Below are 22,629 nucleotides of genomic sequence, written 5' to 3'. Positions count from 1 at the left end.
GCACACACTGACACGCGTCTATTCCCTGGTCAATATCCATTTCGGTCATACTCCGCGCCGATTCCCCGATCGCGGCTCGGCGTCGCAGCTGCCCGCCGCCGGCGGGTCGCACGGCTCGGTGCGGTCAGGCGGTCGCGGCCGGGCGTCAGGCGGTCGCGGCGGCCACGGCGCGTCCGGCGGTCCGGCCGGAGAAGAGGCAGCCGCCGAGGAAGGTGCCCTCCAGGGAGTTGTAGCCGTGCATGCCCCCGCCGCCGAAGCCGGCCACCTCGCCGGCCGCGTACAAGCCGGGCAGCGGCTGCCCGTCGGCCCGCAGCACCCGGCCGTCCAGGTCGGTGTGCAGCCCGCCGAGGGTCTTGCGGGTGAGGATGTTGAGCCGGACGGCGATCAGCGGCCCGGCCGCCGGGTCCAGCAGCCGGTGCGGCGGGGCCACCCGGATCAGCCGGTCGCCCCGGTACGCCCGCGCGCCCCGGACCGCGGTCACCTGGGCGTCCTTGCCGAACGGGTTGGCGATCGCCCGGTCCCGGGCCTCGACGGTCCGCCGCACCTGCGCGACGTCCAGGCTGGGGCCGCCGTCCGGGGCGACGAGGTCGTTCATGCCGGCGACCAGGGCCTCCAGCGTGTCGGCGACGACGAAGTCCGCACCGTGCTCCAGGAACGCCGCCACCGGGGCGGGGATGCCCGCGCGGGCCCGGTCGACCACCTGCCGGATGCTGCGGTTGGTCAGGTCCGGGTTCTGCTCCGAGCCGGAGAGCGCGAACTCCTTGGCGATGATCTTCTTGGTGAGCAGGAACCAGCTGTGGTCGTGGCCGGTGGCGCGCAGGTGACGCAGCGTGGCGAGGGTGTCGAAGCCGGGGAACAGCGGCGCCGGCAGGCGTCGACCGGTGGCGTCCAGCCACAGCGAGGACGGCCCCGGCAGGATCCGGATGCCGTGCTGCGGCCAGACCGGATCCCAGTTGCGCAGCCCCTCGACGTAGTGCCACATCCGGTCGGGGTTGATCACCTGCCCGCCGGCGGCCTCGGTGATGCCGATCATCCGCCCGTCGACGTGCGCCGGGACGCCGGAGACCATCCGCTTCGGCGGGGCGCCGAGCCGGGCCGGCCAGGCTGCCCGGACCAGGTCGTGGTCGCCGCCGATCCCGCCGGAGGTGACGACGACGGCCTGCGCCGCGTACGCGAACTCGCCGACCTCGACCCGGGAACTGGGCGCGCCGCGCGGGGCGTCGCTGGGTTCCAGCACCGCCCCGCGGACCCCGGTGACCGCGCCGTCTGTGGTGACCAGGTCGTCGACCCGGTGCCGGAAGCGCAGCCGCACCCGGCCGGCGTCCACCGCGGCGCGCAGCCGGCGGGCGAACGGCTCGACCACCCCGGGGCCGGTGCCCCAGGTGACGTGGAACCGGGGCACCGAGTTGCCGTGCCCGTCCGCCGCGCCGCCACCCCGCTCGGCCCAGCCGACCACCGGGAAGAGCCGGTGCCCCATCGACCGCAGCCAGGCCCGCTTCTCCCCAGCCGCGAAGTGCACGTACGCCTCCGCCCACCGGCGCGGCCAGTGGTCCTCCGCGCGGTCGAACGCGGCGCTGCCCAGCCAGTCCTGCCAGGCCAGCTCCACGCAGTCGCGGACGCCCATCCGCCGCTGCTCGGGCGAGTCGACCAGGAACAGCCCGCCGAACGACCACCACGCCTGCCCGCCGAGGTTCTGCTCCGGCTCCTGGTCCAGCAGCAGCACCGTCCGGCCGGCATCGGCCGCCTCGGTGGCGGCGACCAGGCCCGCCAGTCCGGCCCCGACAACGATCACATCCGCGTCCATGCCGGAACCCTACGAACCATGGTGCCAAAATCGGTGGTATGCCGGTGCAGGATCGGCCCCGGCGTTTGTCATCCGGATGACAAGAACTGTGGTTGTGGGCGCCGCACATCGTCGGCGGATCGGGAGGGCAGGCGACCGTGGCGGACACCCTGGAAGAGCTGGAGCCCCGCCTCGCCGGGCTTCCCCGACACGTCGGCGAGCACCTGCGGGCGGTCCGGCCGCGGCTGCACGAGGAGACGCTGCACAGCGTCCGGGCCACCATGCGGGCCCAGGGCCGCTCGCTGACCGGCGGGCAGGGCCGGGGCCTCGCCCTGGGCGTGGAAACCGCCGTCGACGCGTTCGTGGCGGCCGTCGCCGACCCCGGCCGGTCCCTCGCCGACACCCGGCGGGTCTTCCACGACCTCGGCCGCACCGAGTACCAGGAGGGGCACCGCGTCGACGCGCTGCGCTCGGTGCTCACCGTCGGCGCCCGGGCCCTCTGGGCGTTCCTGGTCGCGCCCGAGCGGCCGGACCGGCTCGCCGCCGACGAGCTGTACCTCATCGCCGCCGCCCTGTTCGGCTACACCGACACCCTCGCCGGGGCCGCCGCCGAGGGCTACCTCGACGAGCAGCGGGACGCCGCCCACGACTGGACCGTGGTCCGCCGCCGGCTGATCACCCTGCTCGTCCAGCCGGACCCGCCCGGCGACGCCGCGCTGCACGCCGCCGCCGAGGCCGCCCGGTGGCCGCTGCCCGGCGCCGTCGCCGTGGTCAGCGTCGACGGCACCGACGACGAGCACCTCGCCCCCGCCATCGGCGGCGGCGCGGTGGCCACGGTCATCGACGACGTGGTTCGGATCGTGCTGCCCGACCCGGGCGCCCCGGGCCGCCTCGCCCACCTGCGCCGGGCGCTGACCGGCCGACGGGCGGCCCTCGGCCCGATCGTGCCGCTGCGGCAGGCCCGCACGTCGTACCGGCTGTCCCGGCGGGCGCTGCGCCTGCAACGGGACGGCGTGCTGCCCGCCGACGGCGTGCTGGACTGCGACGCGCACCTGCTCACCCTGCTCACCGCCTGGGAGCCGGGGCTGACCGACCGGCTCGTCGCGCGGGCGCTGGCGCCGCTGGCCCCGCTCGGGCCGGCCGCCCGGCGCGCCCTCGCCGACACGCTCGCCGCCTGGCTGGACAGCCAGGGCCAGGTGGTCGAGACCGCCCGGCTCCTGCACACCCACCCGCAGACCGTCCGGTACCGGCTACGTCGGCTACGCGAGCGGTACGGCGCGCAGCTCGACGATCCGGACGCCCGGCTCGCCCTGCACCTCGCGCTGCGCCACCACCTCGGCCGCCGCCCCTGACCGCCCCCGCCGCTCCGACCCTGGTCAGCCGGCCCGGAGCGGCCGGCCCTGGTCCGCCGCCCCGGGGCTGCCAGCCGTGGTCAGCCGGGGCCGGAGCGGGCCCTGGTCAGCCCGGGGCCGGAACTGCCGGCCCTGGTCAGCCGGGTGGGTCAGCGGGCCGGGGCGAGCAGGGCCTCGGCCTCGGCCGCGGTGGCCGGATGCGCGGCCAGCAGAGCGATCACCTCCGGATCGACCGCCGTCCCGGGCCCGGTCGCCGGTTCGCCGACCCGCCACTCGCCGGAGCAGCCGAGCAGGTCGGCCACGGCGTCGCAGGTCGCCGGGTGGCCGACGAGCAGGTCGACCACCGGCCCGGCCTGGGCGGACGCCGGCGCAGCGGCGGGCGACGCCGCCGGTCGGGCCGCCCACGGCGGCACCCAGGCGTCCAGGGCGGGCAGGGTGGCGGGGAAAGTCCGGCCGGCCTCGCGGACCAGCGTCGGCACCAGCTCGCCCGCCTGCTCGCGCAGGGTGGTGATCAGCGTCGGCAACCAGGGCAGCAGCACCGGGTCGGGCAGCCGGGCGAACGCCGTGGACATCAGCTCGACCACGAACGGCGCGAGGCCGGGAACCGGCTCCAGGGCCTGCACGAACCCGCTGAGGTACTGCGGGAACGCCGGCACCACCAGCGGGTTGGCCAGCAACTCCACGGCGCGGGCCCGCAGCTCGGCCAGCGGCAGCAGGCCGAGCTGGTGCTGGGCGGCCCAGTGCAGCGCCACCCGGGCCGGCGCCTCCGGCCGGGACTGCCGCACCGCCAGTTCGAGCTGGGCCCGGTCGCAGCCGAGCGCCAGCGCGAGGCTCTCCATGCCGAACAGGAAGCCCAGCATGGCGGCCACCTGACGGACCCCCGCCTCGGCGTCGACGAACGCGGTGGGCAGCAGGGTGCAGTAGTGGGCGTACCCGGTGGTGACGAAGGCCGCGCACCAGGCCGGCAGGTCCGGCTCGGTGGCCCGGTAGTGGGCCAGCAGCCGGCGGATGCGGCGCAGCACCTCCGGGGCCTCGTCGACGGTCCGCTCGGCGGCGAGCAGCTCCACGGCGCGGGCGCCCAGCTCGTTGACGAGCCGGCGTCCGTCGAGCAGCAGGATCGCGTCCTCGACCGCCTCCAGCGCGACCGCCGCGGTGGCCTGCGGCCCCCACGCCCGGCGGCGCAGCCGCTGTTCGAGGACCTGCTCGACGGTGACACCCTCGTAGCCCAGCTCGATGAGCGCGCGCTGGTGCCGGCCGAGCGCCAGGTCCCAGCTCTCCTGCGTCGAGCTCTCCCCCAGCCGCCGCTCGCCCATGATGGGGCGGACCGCGTCGCGGGGCAGCAGGTGGCGCAGCCGCCACAGCAGGTCGGAGCAGGGGACCACGGCCGGCTGGCCCTGGAGGTCCAGCAGGGCCCGCTGGATGGTGCGCTTGTCCAGGTCGAGCCCGAGCGGGGCGAGCCGGTCGAGCACGTCGCGGGCCAGCGGCGGCAGGGCTTCGTAGCCGACCTGGCCGATCCGGTCGCCGCCGAGCAGGATCTCGCAGAGCCGGCGGACGTCCCGCCGGCCCGGCACCACGTCCTTCTCGATGCAGGTCACCGCCGCGTCGGCGAAGTCGTACGGGGTGGGGCGGGCCCGGTTGCGCAGCCCGGCGAGCAGGATCGACGTCTCGAACACGGCGATCGCGTCGGCGGTGCTGGCCAGGTACCCGTTGCGCCGCGCCAGCCGGACGATGTCCACGCACCAGCCGCGCAACTCCGCCTCGTCGAGGCCGTCGAGGACCGGCGGGCGGGCCAGGAAGCCCGACAGCCGGTCGGTCACCGGCGCGTCGGCCACCGCGACCGGGGCGGCGGCCCTGCGGGAGCGTCCCTTCGCGGGCTTGCCGCCCTGCTGGCCGGCGAGCCGGAACGGGACCGCGCCCGAGCGGGACACCGCCTTGGCCCAGGTGGCGGCGGCGATGGACACCGAACCGGGCGCCAACCCGAACTGTGCCTCGATCGCCGAGTGGCTGGACGGGATCAGCCCGTACAGCCAGCGGGTGGCGGTACGCGGGCTGATCTCGTACGGGGCCGCGTCGGGGCCGGTGCCGAACTGCGCGACGGGGCTGGCGGCGTGGAACGCGCCGCAGACGTACAGGCAGTCGGCCGGGTCGGCGCCGGAGGCGGCCAGGTGCTCCCGCATCCGGGTCCACATGTAGCGCTCGCGTTCCTCGTCGCGGTCGAGCCGCTCGGCGTCGGCCGGGCGCAGCCGCCGGAACAGGCTGCCGATCAGCACCATCACCTGGCGGTACGTCTCGTGGTCGGCGCCGACGAGGGGCTGCTCGACGTACTGGTCCCACCACTCCGACCAGTGCCGCACCTTGCCGTGGTGCAGCAGGTACGCCTCCAGCTCGGCGAAGCGGGGCCGCAGGTCGCCGATCTCCACGCCGACGGCGTCGCCGTGCAGCGCCGCCTCCTCCTCCTCGTGGGTCGCCGCCGCCTCCTGCGGCGCCCCGTCGGCGGGGCCGCCCGCCTCGCCCCCGCCCCCGGCAGGGTCCCGGGGCGACCACTGGAACACGTGGTCGACCGAGCGGTCCACCAGCACCAGCTCCACGCCGGGGGTCTCCAGCGCGTACGCGATGGCCTGGTATTCCGCTGACGCCTCGGTGATCGGGGCGACGACGCTCAGCGGCGCCCACTCGACGGGGAACCCGTCCAGCTTCGAGGCGAACGCCTGCACCGCCACCGGCAGCCGGCAGTTGCGCAGCTCGCCCAGCAGGGGCTGCAGGTCCTCGCACAGCTCCAGGTAGATGACCTTCGGTCGCTTCGCGCGCAGCCGGCGCACCATGGCCAGCGCGGAGGCCGGCGAGTGGTGGCAGACCGGAAAGATCTCCAGCCGCTCGCCGAGCGCCCGGTCGACGTCGTCGACCATCCCGGTGAGGATGCCGGCGAGCGCACCCGGGCTGCCGGCGAACGTCTCGGCGGCGTCGGTGAGCTGCTCGCGCAGCCCCCGGAACGCACCGGACGCGGCACCGGGGGCCGGGGACCGGTCCCCGGTGGGCCCGGTGGCGCCGGCCGGCGACCCGGCCGGTGGGATCGCGCCGGGGGGCGGGGGTGGGGTCGCGCCGGGCGGCGCGGTCGTCGGGCCGGTCACGACAGGTTGGCGATCGCCTGGCGGCCACCGTCGAGGAAGCCCTCCCAGGAGCCGCCGTCCTTCTTGGCCCGGGGCTCCACGACGCCATGCAGGTACTTGTTGAGGATGGCCAGGTCCTCCGGACTACGCCGGGCCAGCGAGCCGACCAGCGAGCCGGCGAGGGTCGCGGCGCTCAGGGTGCGGTCGCCGAAGAACTGGCTGTGCAGGATCGCGTCCTCCAGCACGCCGATCTGCTCGGCGGTGGACAGCGCCGACTCCAGCTTCTCGTCGTCGCTGGTGGCCGAGGCCGCGGCGGCCCGCAGGTCGGCGAAGCTCTGCAGCAGGATGTCCAACAGGGTGGGCGGGACGTCCAGCTCGATGCTGTGCCGGCGCAGCAGCTCCTCGGTGCGGAACCGGACGATCTCCGCCTCGCTGCGCTTGTTGGTCACCACGGGGATGCGGACGAAGTTGAACCGTCGCTTCAGGGCCGAGGACAGGTCGTTGACGCCCCGGTCCCGGCTGTTGGCGGTCGCGATGATGGAGAAGCCGGGCTTGGCGAAGACGATGTTGTCGTCGTCCAGCTCGGGGATGGAGACGTACTTCTCGGACAGGATGGAGATCAGCGCGTCCTGCACGTCGCTGGTGGAGCGGGTCAGCTCCTCGAACCGGCCGATCACCCCCTGCTCCATCGCGGTCATGATCGGCGAGGGGATCATCGAGTCCCGGGACTGCCCCTTGGCGATCACCATGGAGACGTTCCACGAGTACTTGATGTGGTCCTCGGTGGTGCCGGCGGTGCCCTGCACGACGAGGGTGGAGTTGCCGCAGATCGCGGCGGCGAGCAGCTCGGCCAGCCAGCTCTTGCCGGTGCCCGGGTCGCCGATCAGCAGCAGGCCCCGGTCGGAGGCGAGGGTGACGATGGCCCGCTCGACGAAGCTGCGGTCGCCGAACCACTTCTGGGCGACCTCCCGGTCGAGCCCGTCGGCCCGCTCGGAGCCGAGCACGAACAGCCGCACCATGCGGGGGCTCAGCCGCCAGGAGAACGGCTTCGGGTCGGTGTCGACCGACTCCAGCCAGGCCAGTTCCTCGGCGAACTTGACCTCGACGGGGGCACGCAGCATCTCGGACATGTCAGGGGTCTCCTAGGTGAGGAAGTTCTTGAGCTCGAAGACGAGTTTGCGGATGTGGCCGGAGATGACCGGGGTGCCCAGGTCCTTGAGGCGCTGGCGGAACCAGGGGTTGACGATCTGGCTGCCGGAGCTGTTGACCGAGCCGACCGGGATGAACTTCACCCCGGAGCGGTGCACCGCCTCGATGCCGTCGAAGAGCGGCTGCGAGCGGCTGAACTCGTAGAAGTCCGAGATCCAGACCATGACGGTGTTGCGCGGCTCGACGATCTTGGGCCGGGCCATGGCCATCGCCACCGGCCCGTCGTTGCCGCCGCCGAGCTTGGTGCGCAGCAGCACCTCGAACGGGTCGTGCACCCACGGGGTCAGGTCCAGCGCCCGGGTGTCGTACGCGATGAGGTGCACGTCCACCTTGGGCAGCCCGGCGAAGATGGACGCCAGGATCGTGCAGTTGACCATCGAGTCGACCATCGAGCCGGACTGGTCGACCACCACGATCAGCCGGGCCGGGGTGGTGCGCCGGGCGGTCTGCCGGTAGTAGAGCTTGTCGACGTAGAGGCGCTGGTCCTCCGGGCTCCAGTTGGTGAGGTTCTTCCAGATCGTGCGGTCCAGGTCCAGGTTGCGGAACACCCGCTTCGGCGGCACCGACCGGTCGATCGTGCCGACGCTGGTCTGCTCGACCTGGGTGCGCAGCACCTCGGCGACCTCGTCGACGTACCGGCGGATCAGCGCCTTGGCGTTGACCAGCGCCACCCCGGACAGGTTGGACTTGTCCCGCAGCAGCTGCTCGATCAGCGACATGCTCGGGGTGAGCTTCGCGGCCAGCCTCGGGTCGGCGAGCACCTCGCGCAGATGCATCCGGCGCACCAGGTCGCCCTCCAGGCCGGCCAGCACGCCACCCAGCCCGCCGCCGGCCCCGGCCTGCCGGCGCAGCTCACCCGGCTCGCAGCCGAGCGCCCGCTCGAACCAGCCGGCGTCGGACTGCCACCGGGCGAGCTCACTGGCGCTGACGCTGCCCCCGCCGGTGGCGAAGACGTTGAGCAGCAGCTTGGACACCAGCGCCGCCCGCCGCACCTCGGCCTCCCCCGCCGCAGCCGGCTCGTCGTCCGCCGGCTGGTCGGGGGTGAGCAGGCCGTCCATCTCGGTGGCGAGGCCGGGGAAGCGCTGGACCACGGTGTCGACGGAGACCGACGGGTCCAGCAGCGCGGCCGGCAGGCCGAGGTCGTCGACGACGGCCACGCTCGCCGCTTCCAGGGACGGCTGCTCGTCGGCGGGGTCGAAGAGCCGGGCCAGCAGCCGCCAGTAGAGCACCTGCCGACGGTTGGCGTCGGGATTCACCTGCGCGCCTCCTCCGGGCGCCTCGGGGGTCGCGCTCATCGGCGCAGCAGCCGTCCGGCGCGTTCCCGCAGCACGGCGACGGAGTCGCCGGCCTTCGTTTCGGCCTTGGCGACCTTCGGGTCGGTGGGGCCCTGCGCCCAGTCGCCGTTGTGCGCGGCGACCGTGGCTCGCTTGACCGTGGCCTGCACGGCGAGCGGCTGCACCGTCCACCGGCCGTCCCAGCGCAGCAGCCCCAGGCAGGCTGTCGAGGCGGCGACCAGGGCCGGGGTGAGCGGGCCGCAGGCCGGCAGCCGGTCGACGTCCACCGCGACGCGTTCCCCGTCGACGGTGAACCGGAGGCCGCCGTCCTCGCCGGTGTCGACGGCGTACCCCTCCAGCAGAACCGGCTCGGCGACGGCGACCGGGTGCCGGCCAAGCGGCGGGACCGGCGCGGCGACCGCGGTGGGCAGCAGCACCCGGGCGGTGGCGAACGGGTCGGCCGGCTCGCCGGGGCGGGCCTGCCCGTCGCGCCACCACAGGTCGCCGCCGGACAGCGGTAGGTCGGTCACCTCCAGGCTGCGGTGCTCGGCGAGCGCGCCCAGCAGGACCGGGTGGTCGGTGAGCAGCCGCCACAGCGCCGGCCCGACGATGGTGTCGACCTTGGCGGCGGCGACGCCGGTGCGCACGAGGCGGGCCGGGCCGCCGTCGGCCGGTTCGAGGACGGCGTGCGCCTGCAACTGGACGGCGGTGGCGTGCTCGTGCACGTCGACGCCGAGCACCAGCAGCCGCCCGGAGACGGTCTCGACGCCGGCGGCGGACGGGTCGGGGACGCCGGCGGCGTCCTGGGCGAGCAGCACGGCGCGGGCCCACAGGTCGGCCCAGCGGCGGGCCGGCACGGCCTGCATCGTGGCGACCGGGCAGGACGCGCGCAGCTCGGCGGCCAGGCCGTCGAGGAGGACGGCCAGCCGGCGCAGCGCCGGGACGGCGAGGGTCGCCTCGACCGGCCGGCTGCCGGCCGCGACCAGGTCGTGGTCGACGCCGCGCCAGCCGGTGATGGCCAGCTCGGTCAGCCAGGACCGGGCGGCGGACAGCGGGGCCGTCGCCTCGGCGGGCAGCGGGCCGGCGGGCGGGATCGGCTGCGCGGCTCGTTCCCGGCCGAGGGCGGCGTCGGCCCCGGCGAGCAGGGCGTCGTGCGCCGCGCCGAGCAGGGCGGTGCGGGCCCCGGCCAGGGCGGCCAGGTGCTCGTCGGCCGGCGACCCGGCGGTGAGCTTGGCGACCGCCTCGGCGACCCGGTCGCCGAGTGGGGTGGCGGCCAGGGCGGCGACGAGGTCGGCGAGCGCGGCGGCCTGCGCCTCGCCCACCCGGGCCAGGCCGGCGACGAGCGCGTCGTCGAGGCCGGCGACGAGGTCCAGGGCCGGGGCGAGACCGGCCGGCGCGGCGTCACGCAGCGCGGTGAGCTGGGCCCCGCGCATCAGCGGCCCGCCCCGGTCGCCGGGAACCAGTGCAGCTCGGGCAGCGGGCCGTCGGCGGCCGGCAGCTCCAGATAGGCCAGGTGGCGCAGGAACCGGCTGAACACCACCGCCGCCGGGGTCGTCTCGTGGTGGCCGTCGAGCCGGCGGGCCAGGTCGGCGCCGGTCCGCACCCCGTCGGTGACGTCGATGCGCAGGTACCGGCCGACGCGCTCGACACCGTACTGGAGGACGGCCTCGTCGAGCAGGGCGTGCAGGTGCTTGCAGGGCGCGCCGCGCAGGCCGCCGCAGGGCCGGTTGTTGTTGGTGGAGCAGTTGAAGCCGTGGCTGCCGGCGGCGATCGAGGAGACGTATACCCGCTCGATGTCGGAGCCGCTGGAGACCACCCCCTGCAGCCGGCCGTCCGCCAGCTCGACGAAGGGGACCTTCGCCAGCTTGCGGGGACGCACCGTGGGCAGCACCGGCGCGAGGCTGCGCCGCTCCCACGGGACGTGCTCCGTCTCCAGCACCTACGACCTCCGCACCCGGTGCGCCCGCGGGCGCACCGACTCCGCGCCGACGACGGGCCGGCGCACGACAACAAGGGGGTGACGGGCGCGACGACCCGCCGGAACCGGGACCACCGGGGCACCCGTCCTGAGAAAGATCTTGCCTCACGGGTACGACAGGAAACGCCGGCCCCGGGGGGAGGATCGGCGCGCCGGTGCGGGCCTGTACACCCTGCGTCCCGGCGCGGCGCCGACCCGCCGGCCGGAGGCATCGCCCGGGTGGCCCGAGCCGGCCCGGGGTGCGACACGTCCCGGCTGGTGGCAATCTGGCCCGGGCGGGCCGGCACGCACAGTACGGTGACGGCCGCGCAACGGTTGAGCAGGTGCGGGAGGAGAGCCGGAAAATGGCCGAGGAGATCACCACCACCGACGAGTGGCGGGCGCTGGCGGCGCACGCGGAGAAGGCCCGGGACGCGCACCTGCGCGACCTGTTCGCCGCCGACCCGGACCGGGGTGAACGCCTCGCCGGTGAGGTGGCGGACCTGCACGTCGACTGGAGCAAGAACCTCGTCACCGACGAGACGCTCACCCTGCTCGCCGCCCTGGCGCGGCGGGCCCGACTGACCGACCGGATCGCCGCGATGTTCTCCGGCGCGCCCATCAACGCCACGGAGCACCGGGCGGTGCTGCACACCGCGCTGCGCCTGCCGCGGGACGCCTCGCTCGACGTGGACGGCCGAAACGTGGTGGCCGACGTGCACGAGGTGTTGGACCGGATGGCCGCGTTCGCCGACCGGGTCCGCTCCGGGCAGTGGGTCGGGCACACCGGCGGGCGGATCCGCACGGTGGTCAACATCGGCATCGGCGGCTCCGACCTCGGGCCGGTCATGGCGTACGAGGCGCTGAAGGCGTACCGGGACGCCGGGATCTCCTGCCGGTTCGTCTCCAACATCGACCCCACCGACATCGCCGAGGCCACCGCCGACCTGGACCCGGCGAGCACCCTGTTCGTGGTGGTGTCGAAGACGTTCTCCACCCAGGAGACCCTGGCCAACGCCCGGCAGGCGCGCGACTGGCTGCTGGCCGGCCTCGGCGGCGACGACTCGGCCGTGGCCCGGCACTTCGTCGCGGTCAGCACCAACGCCGATCGGGTGCGGGACTTCGGCATCGACCCGGAGAACATGTTCGGCTTCTGGGACTGGGTGGGCGGCCGGTACTCGCTGCCCTCGGCCGTCGGGCTGTCGGTGATGCTGGCCGTCGGGCCGGAGCGCTTCCGCGAGCTGCTGGGCGGCTACCACGCCGTCGACGAGCACTTCCGGACCACGCCGGTGGAGCGCAACGTGCCGGCGCTGCTCGGGCTGCTCAACGTGTGGTACACGAACTTCCTCGGCGCGCAGACCCACGCGGTGCTGCCGTACTCGCAGTACCTGAACCGCTTCCCGGCGTACCTGCAGCAGCTCACCATGGAGAGCAACGGCAAGTCGGTGACCCTGGACGGCACGCCGGTGTCGTACGACACCGGGGAGATCTTCTGGGGCGAGCCGGGCACCAACGGCCAGCACGCCTTCTACCAGCTGATCCATCAGGGCACCCGGCTGGTGCCGGCGGACTTCATCGGGTTCAGCCGCCCCCGACACGACCTGGACGACATGCACGACCTGTTCATGTCGAACTTCTTCGCGCAGACCGCCGCGCTGGCCTTCGGCCGGACCCGGGAGCAGGTCGAGGCGGAGGGCACGCCGGCCGAGCTGGCGCCGCACAAGGTGATGCCGGGCAACCACCCGACCACCTCGATCACCGCAGCCGAGCTGACCCCGGCGGTGCTCGGCCAGCTCATCGCGCTGTACGAGCACATCGTGTTCACCGAGGGCGCGATCTGGGACATCAACCCGTTCGACCAGTGGGGCGTGGAGCTGGGCAAGGTGATGGCCAACCAGCTCGCGCCGCTGCTCACCGGGGACGAGGCCGACCTGTCCGGGCTGGACTCGTCCACCCGCGCCCTGATCGCCCGGTACCGGGCGCAGCGGCACGCTGACTGATCGTCACCGCCGTCCACCTGATCGGCCGACGCCCGCAGGGGCGTCGGCCGATTAGTCTTCTCGCGGCCCCGAAATATCTCCGCCCCGGCCCCGGCGGTTTCCTTCCAGTTCACACGGCCTCGCGCTGACTTTTGTCACCCCCGACCCGTGTAACACGCATTCTGCTTCGTGACTTAGGGCACTGGGTTCGGGCAGCCACCTCCACGAAACTCGATTCAACGCCGGAGAACGGAACCGGCCGGGATCGCGGAGGGGGCCACGGTGGACGAGCGCTACGACAACTACTGCGCCGCTGACCGGCTCTTCTACGACTCGCTCGGCAGCGCGGTCGCGCAGCCGGCCTTCGCCGCCGCCGAGCGGGACGTGCCCGCGGGCTGGCGCCGCGAGTCGCTCGACGACTGGCTGATCCACGCCCCGGAGGGCGGCTCGCTGCCGCAGCAGGGCTGGAAGATCCACGTGTCGGCCACCCTGGCCAACGCCGAGCGGGTGCTCGACGCCGTGTGGGCGTACTGCGTGCCGCGCGGGCTGTCGTTCAAGTTCCTGCGCGGCCCGCGCACCCTGCTGCTGCGCAACTCCAAGTACGCGTCCCGCTCGGCCAGCGGCAAGTTCGTCACCATCTACCCCCGGGACACCGCCGAGCTGGAGCTGGCCTGCAAGGAGCTCGACGCGCTGCTGGGCGGCGAGGACGGGCCGTACATCCTCAGCGACCTGCGCTACGGCGCCGGACCGGTGCACGTGCGCTACGGCGGCTTCGCCCGCCGCTACTGCCTCTCCCCGGACGGGCAGGTGGTCCCCGCGATCGCCGACGGCGCCGGCACGCTGGTGCCGGACCGCCGCGACCCCGTGTTCCACCTCCCGGACTGGGTCACCCTGCCGGACTTCCTCGCCCCGCACCTGGCCGCCCGCGGCGCCACCAGCACCACCGAGGTGCCGTACCGGATCGAGAAGGTCATCCACTTCTCCAACGGCGGAGGCCTGTACGTGGGCCGGGACCTGCGCACCGACACCGAGGTGGTGCTCAAGGAGGCCCGCCCGCACGCCGGCCTGGACGCCGACGGCATCGACGCGGTGGACCGGCTGGAGCGGGAGGCCACCGCCCTGCGTCGGCTCGCCGACCTGCCCCAGGTGCCCGCCGTGCACGACGAGTTCACCCTCGGCGAGCACCGCTTCCTGGCCCTGGAGTTCATCGAGGGCCGGGCGCTGAACAAGGTCGTCGTCGACCGGTACCCGCTGATCGACGCCGACGCCACCGAGGCAGACCGGGCGGCGTACGCCGACTGGGCGCGGGGCGTCCTGACGCAGGTCGAGGCGATCGTCGCCGCGATCCACGAACGCGGCCTGGTCTACGGCGACCTGCACCTGTTCAACATCATGGTCCGCCCCGACGACCGGGTGGCGCTGGTCGACTTCGAGGTCACCGCGCCGATCGAGGGGCACCGCCGGCCGGGGCTGCGCAACCAGGGGTTCGCCGCGCCCGGCGACCGGACCGGCCCGGCGGTCGACCGGTACGCCCTGGCCTGCCTGCGCCTGGCGCTGTTCCTCCCGCTGACCCAGCTCGTCCGGATCGCCCCGGACAAGGCCGCGCACCTGGCCGACGTGATCGCCGAGAGCTTCCCGGTCCCCCGGCCGTGGCTGGCCGAGGCGGTCGCCGAGATCACCGGGACCGCCGCGCCCACCGCTCCCGGCCGAGAGGCCGGTGCCGGGACCTCCGCGCCCGCCGCCGACCCGCGCCGGTACGACCTCGACGGCGACTGGCCCGACGTGCGACGGCGGATCGCCACCGCCATCCTCGCCAGCGCCACCCCGGACCGCGACGACCGGCTCTTCCCCGGCGACATCGCGCAGTTCCACACCGGCGGGCTCAACCTCGCCCACGGCGCCGCCGGGGTGCTGCACGCCCTGGCCGTCAGCGGCGCGGGCCGCCGACCCGAGCACGAGGACTGGCTGGTGCGGCGGGCCACCGCCCCCGCGTCCGGCACCCGACTGGGCTTCTACGACGGCCTGCACGGGGTGGCGTACGCGCTGGAGCACCTCGACCGCCGGTCCGATGCCCTCGACGTGCTCGACATCTGCCTGCGCCAGCCCTGGGCCGAGCTGGACCTGAGCCTGGCCAGCGGCCTGTCCGGGATCGCACTGAACCTCGCCGAGCTGGCCGGGCGCACCGGGGAGACCGGGCTGCGCGACGCCGCCGACAGGGTGACGGCGGCCGTCGTCGAACGGCTCGCCGACGACCCCGGCCCGGACATCAGCGGCGGACGCAACCCGTACGCGGGCCTGCTGCGCGGTCGTACCGGGCCGGCGCTGCTGCTGCTACGGCTGCACGAGCTGACCGGCGAGGAGGCCCTGCTGGATCACGCGGCCACCGCGCTGCGCCAGGACCTGCGCCGGTGTGCGGTGCGCCCGAACGGCGCGCTGGAGGTCAACGAGGGCTGGCGGACCATGCCGTACCTCGGGCAGGGCAGCGTCGGCATCGGGCTGGTGCTGGACCAGTACCTGCGCCACCGCGCCGACGAGCGGTTCGCCGAGGCGAGCGCCGGGGTACGCCGGGCAGCCCGGTCCCCGTTCTACGCCCAGTCCGGCCTCTTCGCCGGGCGGGCCGGGATCATCGCGTACCTGGCCACCCTGACCGACGACCCGGTGCAGCGCCGCGAGCTGGACGCGCAGTTGCGCCGGCTCGCCTGGCACGCCCTGCCGTACGGCGGCGGCACCGCCTTCCCCGGCGAGCAGCTCCTGCGGCTGTCCATGGACCTGGGCACCGGTTCCGCCGGGGTGCTGCTCGCGCTGGCCGCCGCGCGGCACGACGAGCCGGTGGCCCTGCCCTTCCTCGCGCCGCTGGCCGGCGCGCCGAGACTCCCTCGCAGCGGCGAGGGCCACCCTGACCGCACCCACGACGGAAGGAGGTGATTTGACATGGCGCTCCTCGACCTCCAGGGCCTCGAGATGGCCCCGGCCGACCGCACCGGCGGCGGCTCCAGCGCGAGCCTGCTGCTCTGCGGCGACAGCTCGCTCTCCATCACCACCTGCAACTGACCGCACCGACCCGCACCGACCACACCACGGATGGAGGTGATTCGACATGGCACTCCTGGACCTCCAGGGCCTCGAGATGGCCCCGGCCGACCGCACCGGCGGCGGCTCCAGCGCGAGCCTGCTGCTCTGCGGCGACAGCTCGCTCTCCATCACCACCTGCAACTGACCGGGTCGATCCGCGGCGCCCCGGGTGGACAGAACAAGTCCACCCGGGGCCGCCCGCCGTTCGAGGGGGAACCGATGCGCACGGGCGACGGGCTGTTGCGGCGGGTGGTCCGCGACGCCGGGGGGTGGACGGCCGCGCTGGCTGCGGTCACGCTGACCGGCGCCGTCGCCGAGCTGCTGCTGCCGGCGGTGCTCGGCCTCGCCGTCGACGCGGCGCTGACCGGCGGCACCCGGTGGTGGCCGGCCGCCGCCTGTGCCCTGGTCGTCGTCCTGGTCGCCACCGACACCCTCGGCGACCTGGCCAGCGGGTACGGCGCTGCCCGCGCCACCGCCCGGATCCGGGCGCGCCTGCTGCGGCACCTGTTCGCCCTCGACGTGCGCGCCGCCCGCCGGCACCCGGTCGGGGACCTGGTCGGCCGGCTGGTCGGGCAGGCCGCCGACGCCGGTCAGGCCGGCACCGCCGTCGTGCTCAGCGCGATCGCGGTGCTCCCCCCGCTCGGCAGCGTCGTCGCGCTCACCCTGATCGAGCCGGTGCTCGGGGTCACCCTGCTCGCCGGGCTCGTGCTGCTGGCCGGCCTGATGCGCGCGTTCGTCACCGATGCCTCGGCGGCCACCGCCGGCTACCAGAAGGCCCTGAACTCGATCGCCGGCCGGCTGCTGGAGTCCCTGGCCGGCGCCCGGACCATCGCCGCCGCCGCGACCCGCGGCCGGGAGGAGGAGCGGATCCTCACCGCGCTGCCGGAGCTTCGCGGGTACGGTCGGCGCGGCTGGGAGCTGCTGGCCCGGGCCAGCGCCCGCACCGCCACCGTGGCGCCGCTGCTGCAACTGAGCGTGGTCGCCGTCGGCGGGTACGCGCTGACCGCCGGCTGGCTCACCCCCGGCCAGCTCGTCTCGGCGGTCCGCTACGCGGCCACCGGCGCCGGGCTGGGCGCGGTGCTGGCCACCCTGAACCGCCTGGTGCGCAGCCGCTCCGGAGCGGCCCGGGTCGCCGAGCTGCTGGCGTACCCGGCGCCGGCCGACGGCGACCGGCCGCTGCCGCCGGGCCGTGGGGCGCTGCGGCTGAGTTCGGTGAGCGTGTACGCCGACGACGGCCGGCCCGTCCTCGACGGCGTCGACCTGACCGTCCCGGCCGGGGCAACGGTGGCCGTGGTCGGACCGTCCGGCGCCGGCAAGTCCACCCTCGCCGCCGTCGCCGGACGGCTGCACGACCCGGACGCCGGCGAGGTGCGCCTCGACGGGGTGCCGCTGCCCCGGCTGCGCCCGGACGCCCTGCGCCGGGCCGTCGGGTACGCCTTCGACCGGCCGGCGCTGGTCGGTGCGACCGTGCACGACGCGATCGGGCTGGCCCTGCCCCCGGACGGGGCCGCGCCGCCGGCCGACGGCTCCCCGGCCAGCCCCGCCGTACGGCGGGCCGCCGAGACGGCGGCGGTCGCCGACGTCGTCGACCGGCTGCCAGCGGGCTTCCGCACCCCGCTGGCCGACACGCCGCTGTCCGGCGGCGAGGCCCAGCGGCTCGGGCTGGCCCGGGCCTTCGTCGCAGCCGACCGGCTGCTGATCCTCGACGACGCCATGTCCAGCCTGGACACCGTCACCGAGCACCGGATCGCCCGGGCGGTGGCGGGGCAGCCGGGCGAGCGGACGCGGCTGGTGGTCACCCACCGGGTCGCCACGGCGGCGGGCGCGGACCTGGTCGCCTGGCTCGACGGCGGCCGGCTGCGCGCCCTCGCCCCGCACCGGCGGCTCTGGGCGGACCCGGCCTACCGGGCGGTCTTCCACGCCGACGGGCACGGCGGATGAGTCGCCGGGGACCCGGCACCAGCCACCGGGGACGCCGGATCGATCGCCGGGGCGACCCGGGCGTGACCCGCCCCGGGGTGCGGCAGGTCACCTGGGCGGCGCTGCGGGCCCGCAGGCCGGTCGTGGCGCGGCTCGCCGGTTGGTCGGTCGTCGAGGCGCTGCCGGCGCTGCTCTCCGGCGCGCTGGTCGCGCGGGCGGTGGACGAGGGCTTCCTGGCCGGCCGGCCGGGCGTGGGCCTGGGCTGGCTGGGGCTGCTCGCCGGGGCGGTGCTCGTCGGCGCGGTGGCGACCGGCCGGACGTACCGGAGCCTCGGCGCGGTGGTCGAGCCGTTCCGGGACGACCTCGCCGCCCGGGTGGTCCGGGCGGCCCTGCGGGACGCCACCCGGGCCGGCGGACGCGCGGACAGCGCCGCGGCGGCCCGGCTGACCCACCAGGTGGAACTGGTCCGGGACACCTTCGCCGGCCTGCTGATGGTGACCCGGGGCTTCCTGTTCGCCGCCGGGGCGGCCCTGCTGGGGCTGGTCGCCCTGGACCCGGTGGTCGCGGCGCTGGTGGCCGCGCCCCTGGTCGCCGGGCTGGCCGTGTTCCTCGGCGCGCTGCCGGCGATGGCCGGGCAGCAGCGCCGGTACGTCCGCGCCGGCGAGGAGCTGGGCCGGGCCGGCGCGTCCGCGCTGTCCGGGCACCGGGACGTGCGGGCGTGCGGGGCGGCCGGGCGGGTCGTCGCCGACGTGGGTCGGCGGGTGGCGGACCAGGCCGCCGCCGAGCGCGTCCTGAGCCGGATGTCCGCCGTGCGCAGCCTCAGCCTCGGCGTGGGCGGCTGGCTGCCGCTGGCGGTGCTGCTGCTGGCCGCGCCCCGGCTGGTGGACCGGGGACTGACCGCCGGCGCGTTGCTCGGCGCGCTGATCTACGTCTCCACCGGCCTGCAGCCCGCCCTGCACGCCCTGGTGCAGGGCATCGGCGGCGGCGGTCTGCGCTACGTGGTGACCCTGGACCGTATCCTGCGGACCTGCCCGGACCCCACGGACGAGCCCGACCCCGAGTGCGGCACCCCGCCGCCGGGGGCCGCGCCGGCCGGCCGTCCGGACGAGCAGGCACCGGGAGCGCCGGACCCGGGCCCGCCCGGCGGCACCGAACCGGCCGTGCGGGTGCGCGGGCTGACCTTCCGCTACGGCGCGGCGGCCCGGCCGGTGCTGGCGGACGTCACCCTGAGCCTGCCCGCCGGGGAGCACCTCGCCGTGGTCGGGGCGAGCGGGGCGGGCAAGTCCACCCTGGCCGCGCTGCTGTCCGGCCTGCTTGCCCCGCAGGCCGGCACGGTGCTCCTGGGCGGGGTTGCGGTGGCCGGCGCCCCGCCGGCCGCGCTGGCCCGGCTGCGGGTGCTGGTGCCGCAGGAGGCGTACGTCTTCACCGGCTCGCTCGCCGACAACCTGCGCTACCTGTGCCCGGAGGCCGACGACGGCACCATGTCGGACGCCGTCGACGCCCTCGGGGCCGGCGCGCTGGCAGCCCGGCTCGGCGGGCTGAATGGGGCGGTGACGCCTGGCGCGCTCTCCGCCGGCGAGCGGCAACTCGTCGCCGCGGTGCGGGCGTACCTGTCCCCCGCCCCGCTGGTGATCCTCGACGAGGCGACCTGTCACCTGGACCCGGCGGCCGAGGCGACGGTGGAGGACGCGTTCGCCCGCCGGCCCGGCACCCTGGTGGTGATAGCGCACCGGATCAGCTCCGCCGTCCGGGCCGGCCTGGTGCTCGTGGTCGACGGCGAGCGGCCGGTGGCCGGCACGCACGAGGAGTTGCTGGCCCGGTCGGCGACCTACCGGGAGCTCGTCGGGCACTGGGACGACCGGCCCACGCCGGCACCCGCACCGGCCCGACGGGGCTGACGCACCCGCCCCGCCGCCGCACCCGCCCCGCCGCCCCGCTCGGCTCCGTGGGCCGCCGCGCCTCCTCGGCGGCTCACGGGGGCAGTCTCGCGCGTCAGATCCAGCCGGACTCGCGGGCCACCCGGACCGCCTCGACCCGGGTCCGGGCCCCGGTCTTGCGGGCGATCCGCCCGAGGTGGTTGCGGACGGTACCGTGCGAGAGGCACAGCGAACCGGCCACCTCGGCGACCGGGGCTCCGGCGGCGGTCAACCGCAGCACCTCGGTCTCCCGTTCGGTCAACGGGCTGTCCGCGCCGAGCGCCGCCAGCACCAGCTCGGCGTCCACCACCGACTCGTGCCGGGCGAGCCGCCGGATCCCGTCGACCACCCGGTGCGGTGCCACGTCGCTGGCCAGGATGCCGACCGTGCGGCCCGGGGAGAACACGCCGTACAGGCCCCGGGCCCGACGGGGGTCGGCGAGCACCAGCAGGGGGCACCGCTCTGTCGCCGTGCCGTCGGTGATCAGGTCGAAGTCCACCACCGCGACGTCCGGCCGGCCGACGCGGACCGCCTGGCCGACCGCGTCGCCGCGGCCCACCTCCGCCACCACGTGGATGTCCTCCTCGGCAGCGAGGACGAGCGACAACGCGCCCCGGACCAGGGCACCGTCCAGGGCGAGCAGGGTACGGATCACGGTGGACCTCTCCCGAGCAGCTCCATTGATCACGGACAGTCAATATTCAAACACGTTACCGACGGGTCCGCTCGGTGAGCGGGCGGGCCCGACACGCATTCGCGCCGGGCCCACCCGCGACGGCTACAACCAGCCGTCCCGTTGCGCCAGTCGGACGGCCTCCATCCGGTTGCGGGCACCGGTCTTGTGCAGGATGGCCGACAGGTGGTTGCGCACCGTCCCGTGGGCCAGGAAGAGCCGACGGGCGATCTCCTTGAGCGGCAGGCCCTCGGCCGCCACCCGCAGCACCTCCAGTTCCCGGCGGGTCAGCGGGTTGACCGGCGGGCTCAGCACGGCCACCGCGGCGGCCGGGTCGATGACCCGCTCACCGGCGGCGGTCGTCCGGACCGCGCGCACCAGCTCCGACAGCCCGGCGTCCTTGCTGACCAGGCCGCGCGCGCCGGCCGCCAGCGCCGCCTCGACCAGCGGCGGGCTCCAGCGGTGGCTCATCGCCAGCACGGCCGTCCCCGGGGACTCGGCGGCCACCTTCGCCACCACCCATGCCGACTCGGGCACCTCCGGCTTCAGCTCCAGCACCAACACCTCGGGGTGCTCCCGGCGCAGCACCCCCCACAACTCACCGATGCCGGCGGCATCGGCGACGACCTCGATGTCCTCCTCGTTCGACAGCGCGGCGCACAGCGCGCTGCGCAGCAGTCCCATGTCCTCGGCCACGACGACGTGGATCACCACGTATCTCCGATCTCGGGTACGCGTCGCGCCGCCCGGACCACCCGGCTCGATGCCAGGGACGGGTACGGTGCGCGCGGGAACGGACAGCGGCGGCCCGGAGCGGCACCACGACGGGTGCTCACGGGCCACGGTGGGCCACGTCGGGCGGTCGGCACGGCAGGTGGCCGGCGACCGCGGGACGGGCCGGGCCGGGGACTCAGCCGGGGCGGACGGTCACCGCCGGGGCGCGGCCGTCGACCGGAACCGACGAGCGCGTGGTGCGCTCCCGGCCACCGGCGTACGACGGCCAGCGGGCGTCGTCGGCCGAGGCGGGCACGGGCCCGGAGGTGGCACGGGCGTCGTCGGCGCGCTCGGTGGCCGGCACCGACCGGCCGGGCCCGCCCGACGGCTGCGCCTCGGCCACCGTACCGACCTGCCCCGAGGCAGCCCGCGCCGCGCCGGGGACGGCCGGACCGGCCGTCCACCCGGTCGGGGACGCCGACGCCACGGCCGGCCCGGAGGACACGCCGCCGACCAGGCCGGGCGATGGCCTGGCGGGAACGGGAACGGGAACAGGGGCGGGGATGGGGAACGGCGACGCCCCGGGCTCGACCGGCCCGCCGGGGGACGGCGCGGGACCGGCCGGTGGGGTCGCGGGACCGGGTGGGCCCGCCGGGTCGCCCGGCAGGCCCGGCAGCGCCGGCAGCAGCGGGGTGAGCATCTCGTCGACCAGCCCCAGGACCGGGGGCAGGACCTGCTGCGCCGCCCCGGTGACCGTGTCGGCCAGGGCCGTCGTGAGGCTCCCGACGAGCGCCGGCAGGCGGGCCGTCACGCCGCCGGCCGGGCCGGGGGGCATCGGGTCACCGGGCGTCACCGGACGCGGCCGCCCGTTCCCGGCCGATGGGCCCTGTGGGCCGCCGGTCGCCCCGGCAACGGCCGACGCCACGTCGGGGACGCCTGGCCGGACGGCCGGACGGAAGTCCGGCCGGGTCGCTCCGTCGCCACCCGGCGACGCCGCACCGGACCCGGGACGCGTCTCGGGCGCCGACGCCGCACCGGACCCGGGACGGGCGTGGGGCCGCGACGGCTCGCCTGACCCGGGCCGGGCGTCGGGCGGCGCGGGCCGGACCGGGCCCGGGGCGTCGGGCTCTGCCGGACGGGGAGCCGCCGGCGGCAGCGGCAGCGGGCTGATGGGCCGGTCAACGAGGAGGTCAGGGCGGGAGGAGCCGGGCCGACCACCGTCGGAGGAGCCTCGGTCGGGACCGCCACGGTCGGGACCGGCGGACCGGGCGTGGTCGGCGGACCGGGCGTGGTCGGCGGACCGGGCGTCGGCGCGGGCGGGCAGGATGCCGTCGAGGACACCGGCCAACGGGCCCGCCGAGCGGGGCGCCCCGTCGGGGCCCGCTGCGGCCGGAGGCCGGCCGCCGTCGTGCGCGGCGACGGGGCCGGCGAGCAGCACGGCCCCGACGATCCCGGCACCCGTCGCGGCCAGCAGCAGCGCGATCCGCCGCACGACCCGGGACACCCCCACCCCCACCCCCGCCTCCCCCGCGTGCACTTTCACGGAATGTGTGGCATCGACGCGCGCCATAGCCACACATTCCGTGAAAGTGCACGCACCGGGAACCCGCGCAGCCGGGGAGGCGTCGGCGCGGTGCGGCGACGCGGTCACCACGGCCGGTGCGGAGCGGACA

The 22,629-nt window shown here is 76.0% G+C and carries 16 protein-coding genes; 7 read left to right on the top strand and 9 right to left on the bottom strand.

Features of this window, described 5'->3' with window-relative positions:
- Positions 1-145 precede the first annotated feature (145 nt).
- A complete protein-coding gene (locus OG559_RS25720) occupies positions 146-1,804 on the bottom strand; it encodes an FAD-binding dehydrogenase (RefSeq protein WP_405108097.1) in 1,659 nt (552 codons plus the stop codon).
- A 137-nt stretch (positions 1,805-1,941) separates the two neighbouring features.
- Here OG559_RS25720 and OG559_RS25715 point away from each other — a divergent pair, with 137 nt between their 5' ends.
- The gene (locus tag OG559_RS25715) at positions 1,942-3,135 is read left to right on the top strand and encodes a helix-turn-helix domain-containing protein (RefSeq protein ID WP_405108094.1); all 1,194 of its coding nucleotides are present in this window, start codon (positions 1,942-1,944) and stop codon (positions 3,133-3,135) included.
- 149 nt (positions 3,136-3,284) lie between these two features.
- Here OG559_RS25715 and OG559_RS25710 read toward each other — a convergent pair whose 3' ends face one another.
- From OG559_RS25710 to OG559_RS25690, 5 genes are all read right to left on the bottom strand, one after another.
- On the bottom strand, positions 3,285-6,116 hold the full coding sequence (locus OG559_RS25710) for a hypothetical protein (protein WP_405116955.1): 2,832 nt from the start codon (positions 6,114-6,116) through the stop codon (positions 3,285-3,287).
- A gap of 143 nt (positions 6,117-6,259) precedes the next feature.
- A complete protein-coding gene (locus OG559_RS25705) occupies positions 6,260-7,372 on the bottom strand; it encodes an AAA family ATPase (RefSeq protein WP_396672815.1) in 1,113 nt (370 codons plus the stop codon).
- A gap of 12 nt (positions 7,373-7,384) precedes the next feature.
- Positions 7,385-8,707: a VWA domain-containing protein gene (locus OG559_RS25700; protein WP_405108090.1), complete on the bottom strand. Its 1,323-nt coding sequence runs from the start codon at positions 8,705-8,707 to the stop codon at positions 7,385-7,387.
- A gap of 35 nt (positions 8,708-8,742) precedes the next feature.
- Positions 8,743-10,158, bottom strand: a complete 1,416-nt coding sequence (locus tag OG559_RS25695; protein WP_405108087.1) for a hypothetical protein — start codon at positions 10,156-10,158, stop codon at positions 8,743-8,745.
- Positions 10,158-10,664: a hypothetical protein gene (locus OG559_RS25690; protein WP_405108084.1), complete on the bottom strand. Its 507-nt coding sequence runs from the start codon at positions 10,662-10,664 to the stop codon at positions 10,158-10,160. The genes OG559_RS25695 and OG559_RS25690 overlap by 1 nt, the downstream gene beginning before the upstream one ends.
- A gap of 383 nt (positions 10,665-11,047) precedes the next feature.
- On the opposite strand from OG559_RS25690, the gene pgi reads away from it, so the two are divergent.
- The 6 genes from pgi to OG559_RS25660 all read left to right on the top strand — a co-directional run bounded on the left by pgi (position 11,048) and on the right by OG559_RS25660 (position 19,551).
- Positions 11,048-12,682, top strand: a complete 1,635-nt coding sequence (gene pgi, locus OG559_RS25685; RefSeq protein WP_405108081.1) for a glucose-6-phosphate isomerase — start codon at positions 11,048-11,050, stop codon at positions 12,680-12,682.
- Positions 12,683-12,943: 261 nt separating this feature from the next.
- Positions 12,944-15,586, top strand: coding sequence for a class III lanthionine synthetase LanKC (gene lanKC, locus OG559_RS25680; RefSeq protein WP_405108078.1), 2,643 nt, complete (start codon positions 12,944-12,946; stop codon positions 15,584-15,586).
- 6 nt (positions 15,587-15,592) lie between these two features.
- On the top strand, positions 15,593-15,712 hold the full coding sequence (locus OG559_RS25675; RefSeq protein WP_117669281.1) for a SapB/AmfS family lanthipeptide: 120 nt from the start codon (positions 15,593-15,595) through the stop codon (positions 15,710-15,712).
- Between the two features lie 46 nt (positions 15,713-15,758).
- Positions 15,759-15,878, top strand: a complete 120-nt coding sequence (locus OG559_RS25670) for a SapB/AmfS family lanthipeptide (protein WP_117669281.1) — start codon at positions 15,759-15,761, stop codon at positions 15,876-15,878.
- Positions 15,879-15,952: 74 nt separating this feature from the next.
- Positions 15,953-17,674 (top strand): ABC transporter ATP-binding protein, encoded by a 1,722-nt coding sequence (locus OG559_RS25665; protein WP_405108075.1) that lies wholly within the window; start codon positions 15,953-15,955, stop codon positions 17,672-17,674.
- Entirely contained in the window at positions 17,671-19,551 is a 1,881-nt protein-coding gene (locus OG559_RS25660; RefSeq protein WP_405108072.1) for an ATP-binding cassette domain-containing protein, read from the top strand. The genes OG559_RS25665 and OG559_RS25660 overlap by 4 nt, the downstream gene beginning before the upstream one ends.
- A gap of 94 nt (positions 19,552-19,645) precedes the next feature.
- On the opposite strand, the gene OG559_RS25655 is transcribed toward OG559_RS25660, so the two are convergent.
- The 3 genes from OG559_RS25655 to OG559_RS25645 form a co-directional block, all read right to left on the bottom strand.
- Positions 19,646-20,224, bottom strand: a complete 579-nt coding sequence (locus OG559_RS25655; protein WP_405108069.1) for a response regulator transcription factor — start codon at positions 20,222-20,224, stop codon at positions 19,646-19,648.
- A 123-nt stretch (positions 20,225-20,347) separates the two neighbouring features.
- Positions 20,348-20,953: a response regulator transcription factor gene (locus OG559_RS25650; RefSeq protein WP_405108066.1), complete on the bottom strand. Its 606-nt coding sequence runs from the start codon at positions 20,951-20,953 to the stop codon at positions 20,348-20,350.
- Positions 20,954-21,152: 199 nt separating this feature from the next.
- A complete protein-coding gene (locus OG559_RS25645) occupies positions 21,153-22,493 on the bottom strand; it encodes a hypothetical protein (protein ID WP_405108063.1) in 1,341 nt (446 codons plus the stop codon).
- Positions 22,494-22,629 lie beyond the last annotated feature (136 nt).

Source organism: Micromonospora sp. NBC_01405 (assembly GCF_045040155.1).
Taxonomy (GTDB): domain Bacteria; phylum Actinomycetota; class Actinomycetes; order Mycobacteriales; family Micromonosporaceae; genus Micromonospora.
Note: the sequence above shows the minus strand (reverse complement) of the source record. Positions and strands in the feature narration are given on the sequence as shown.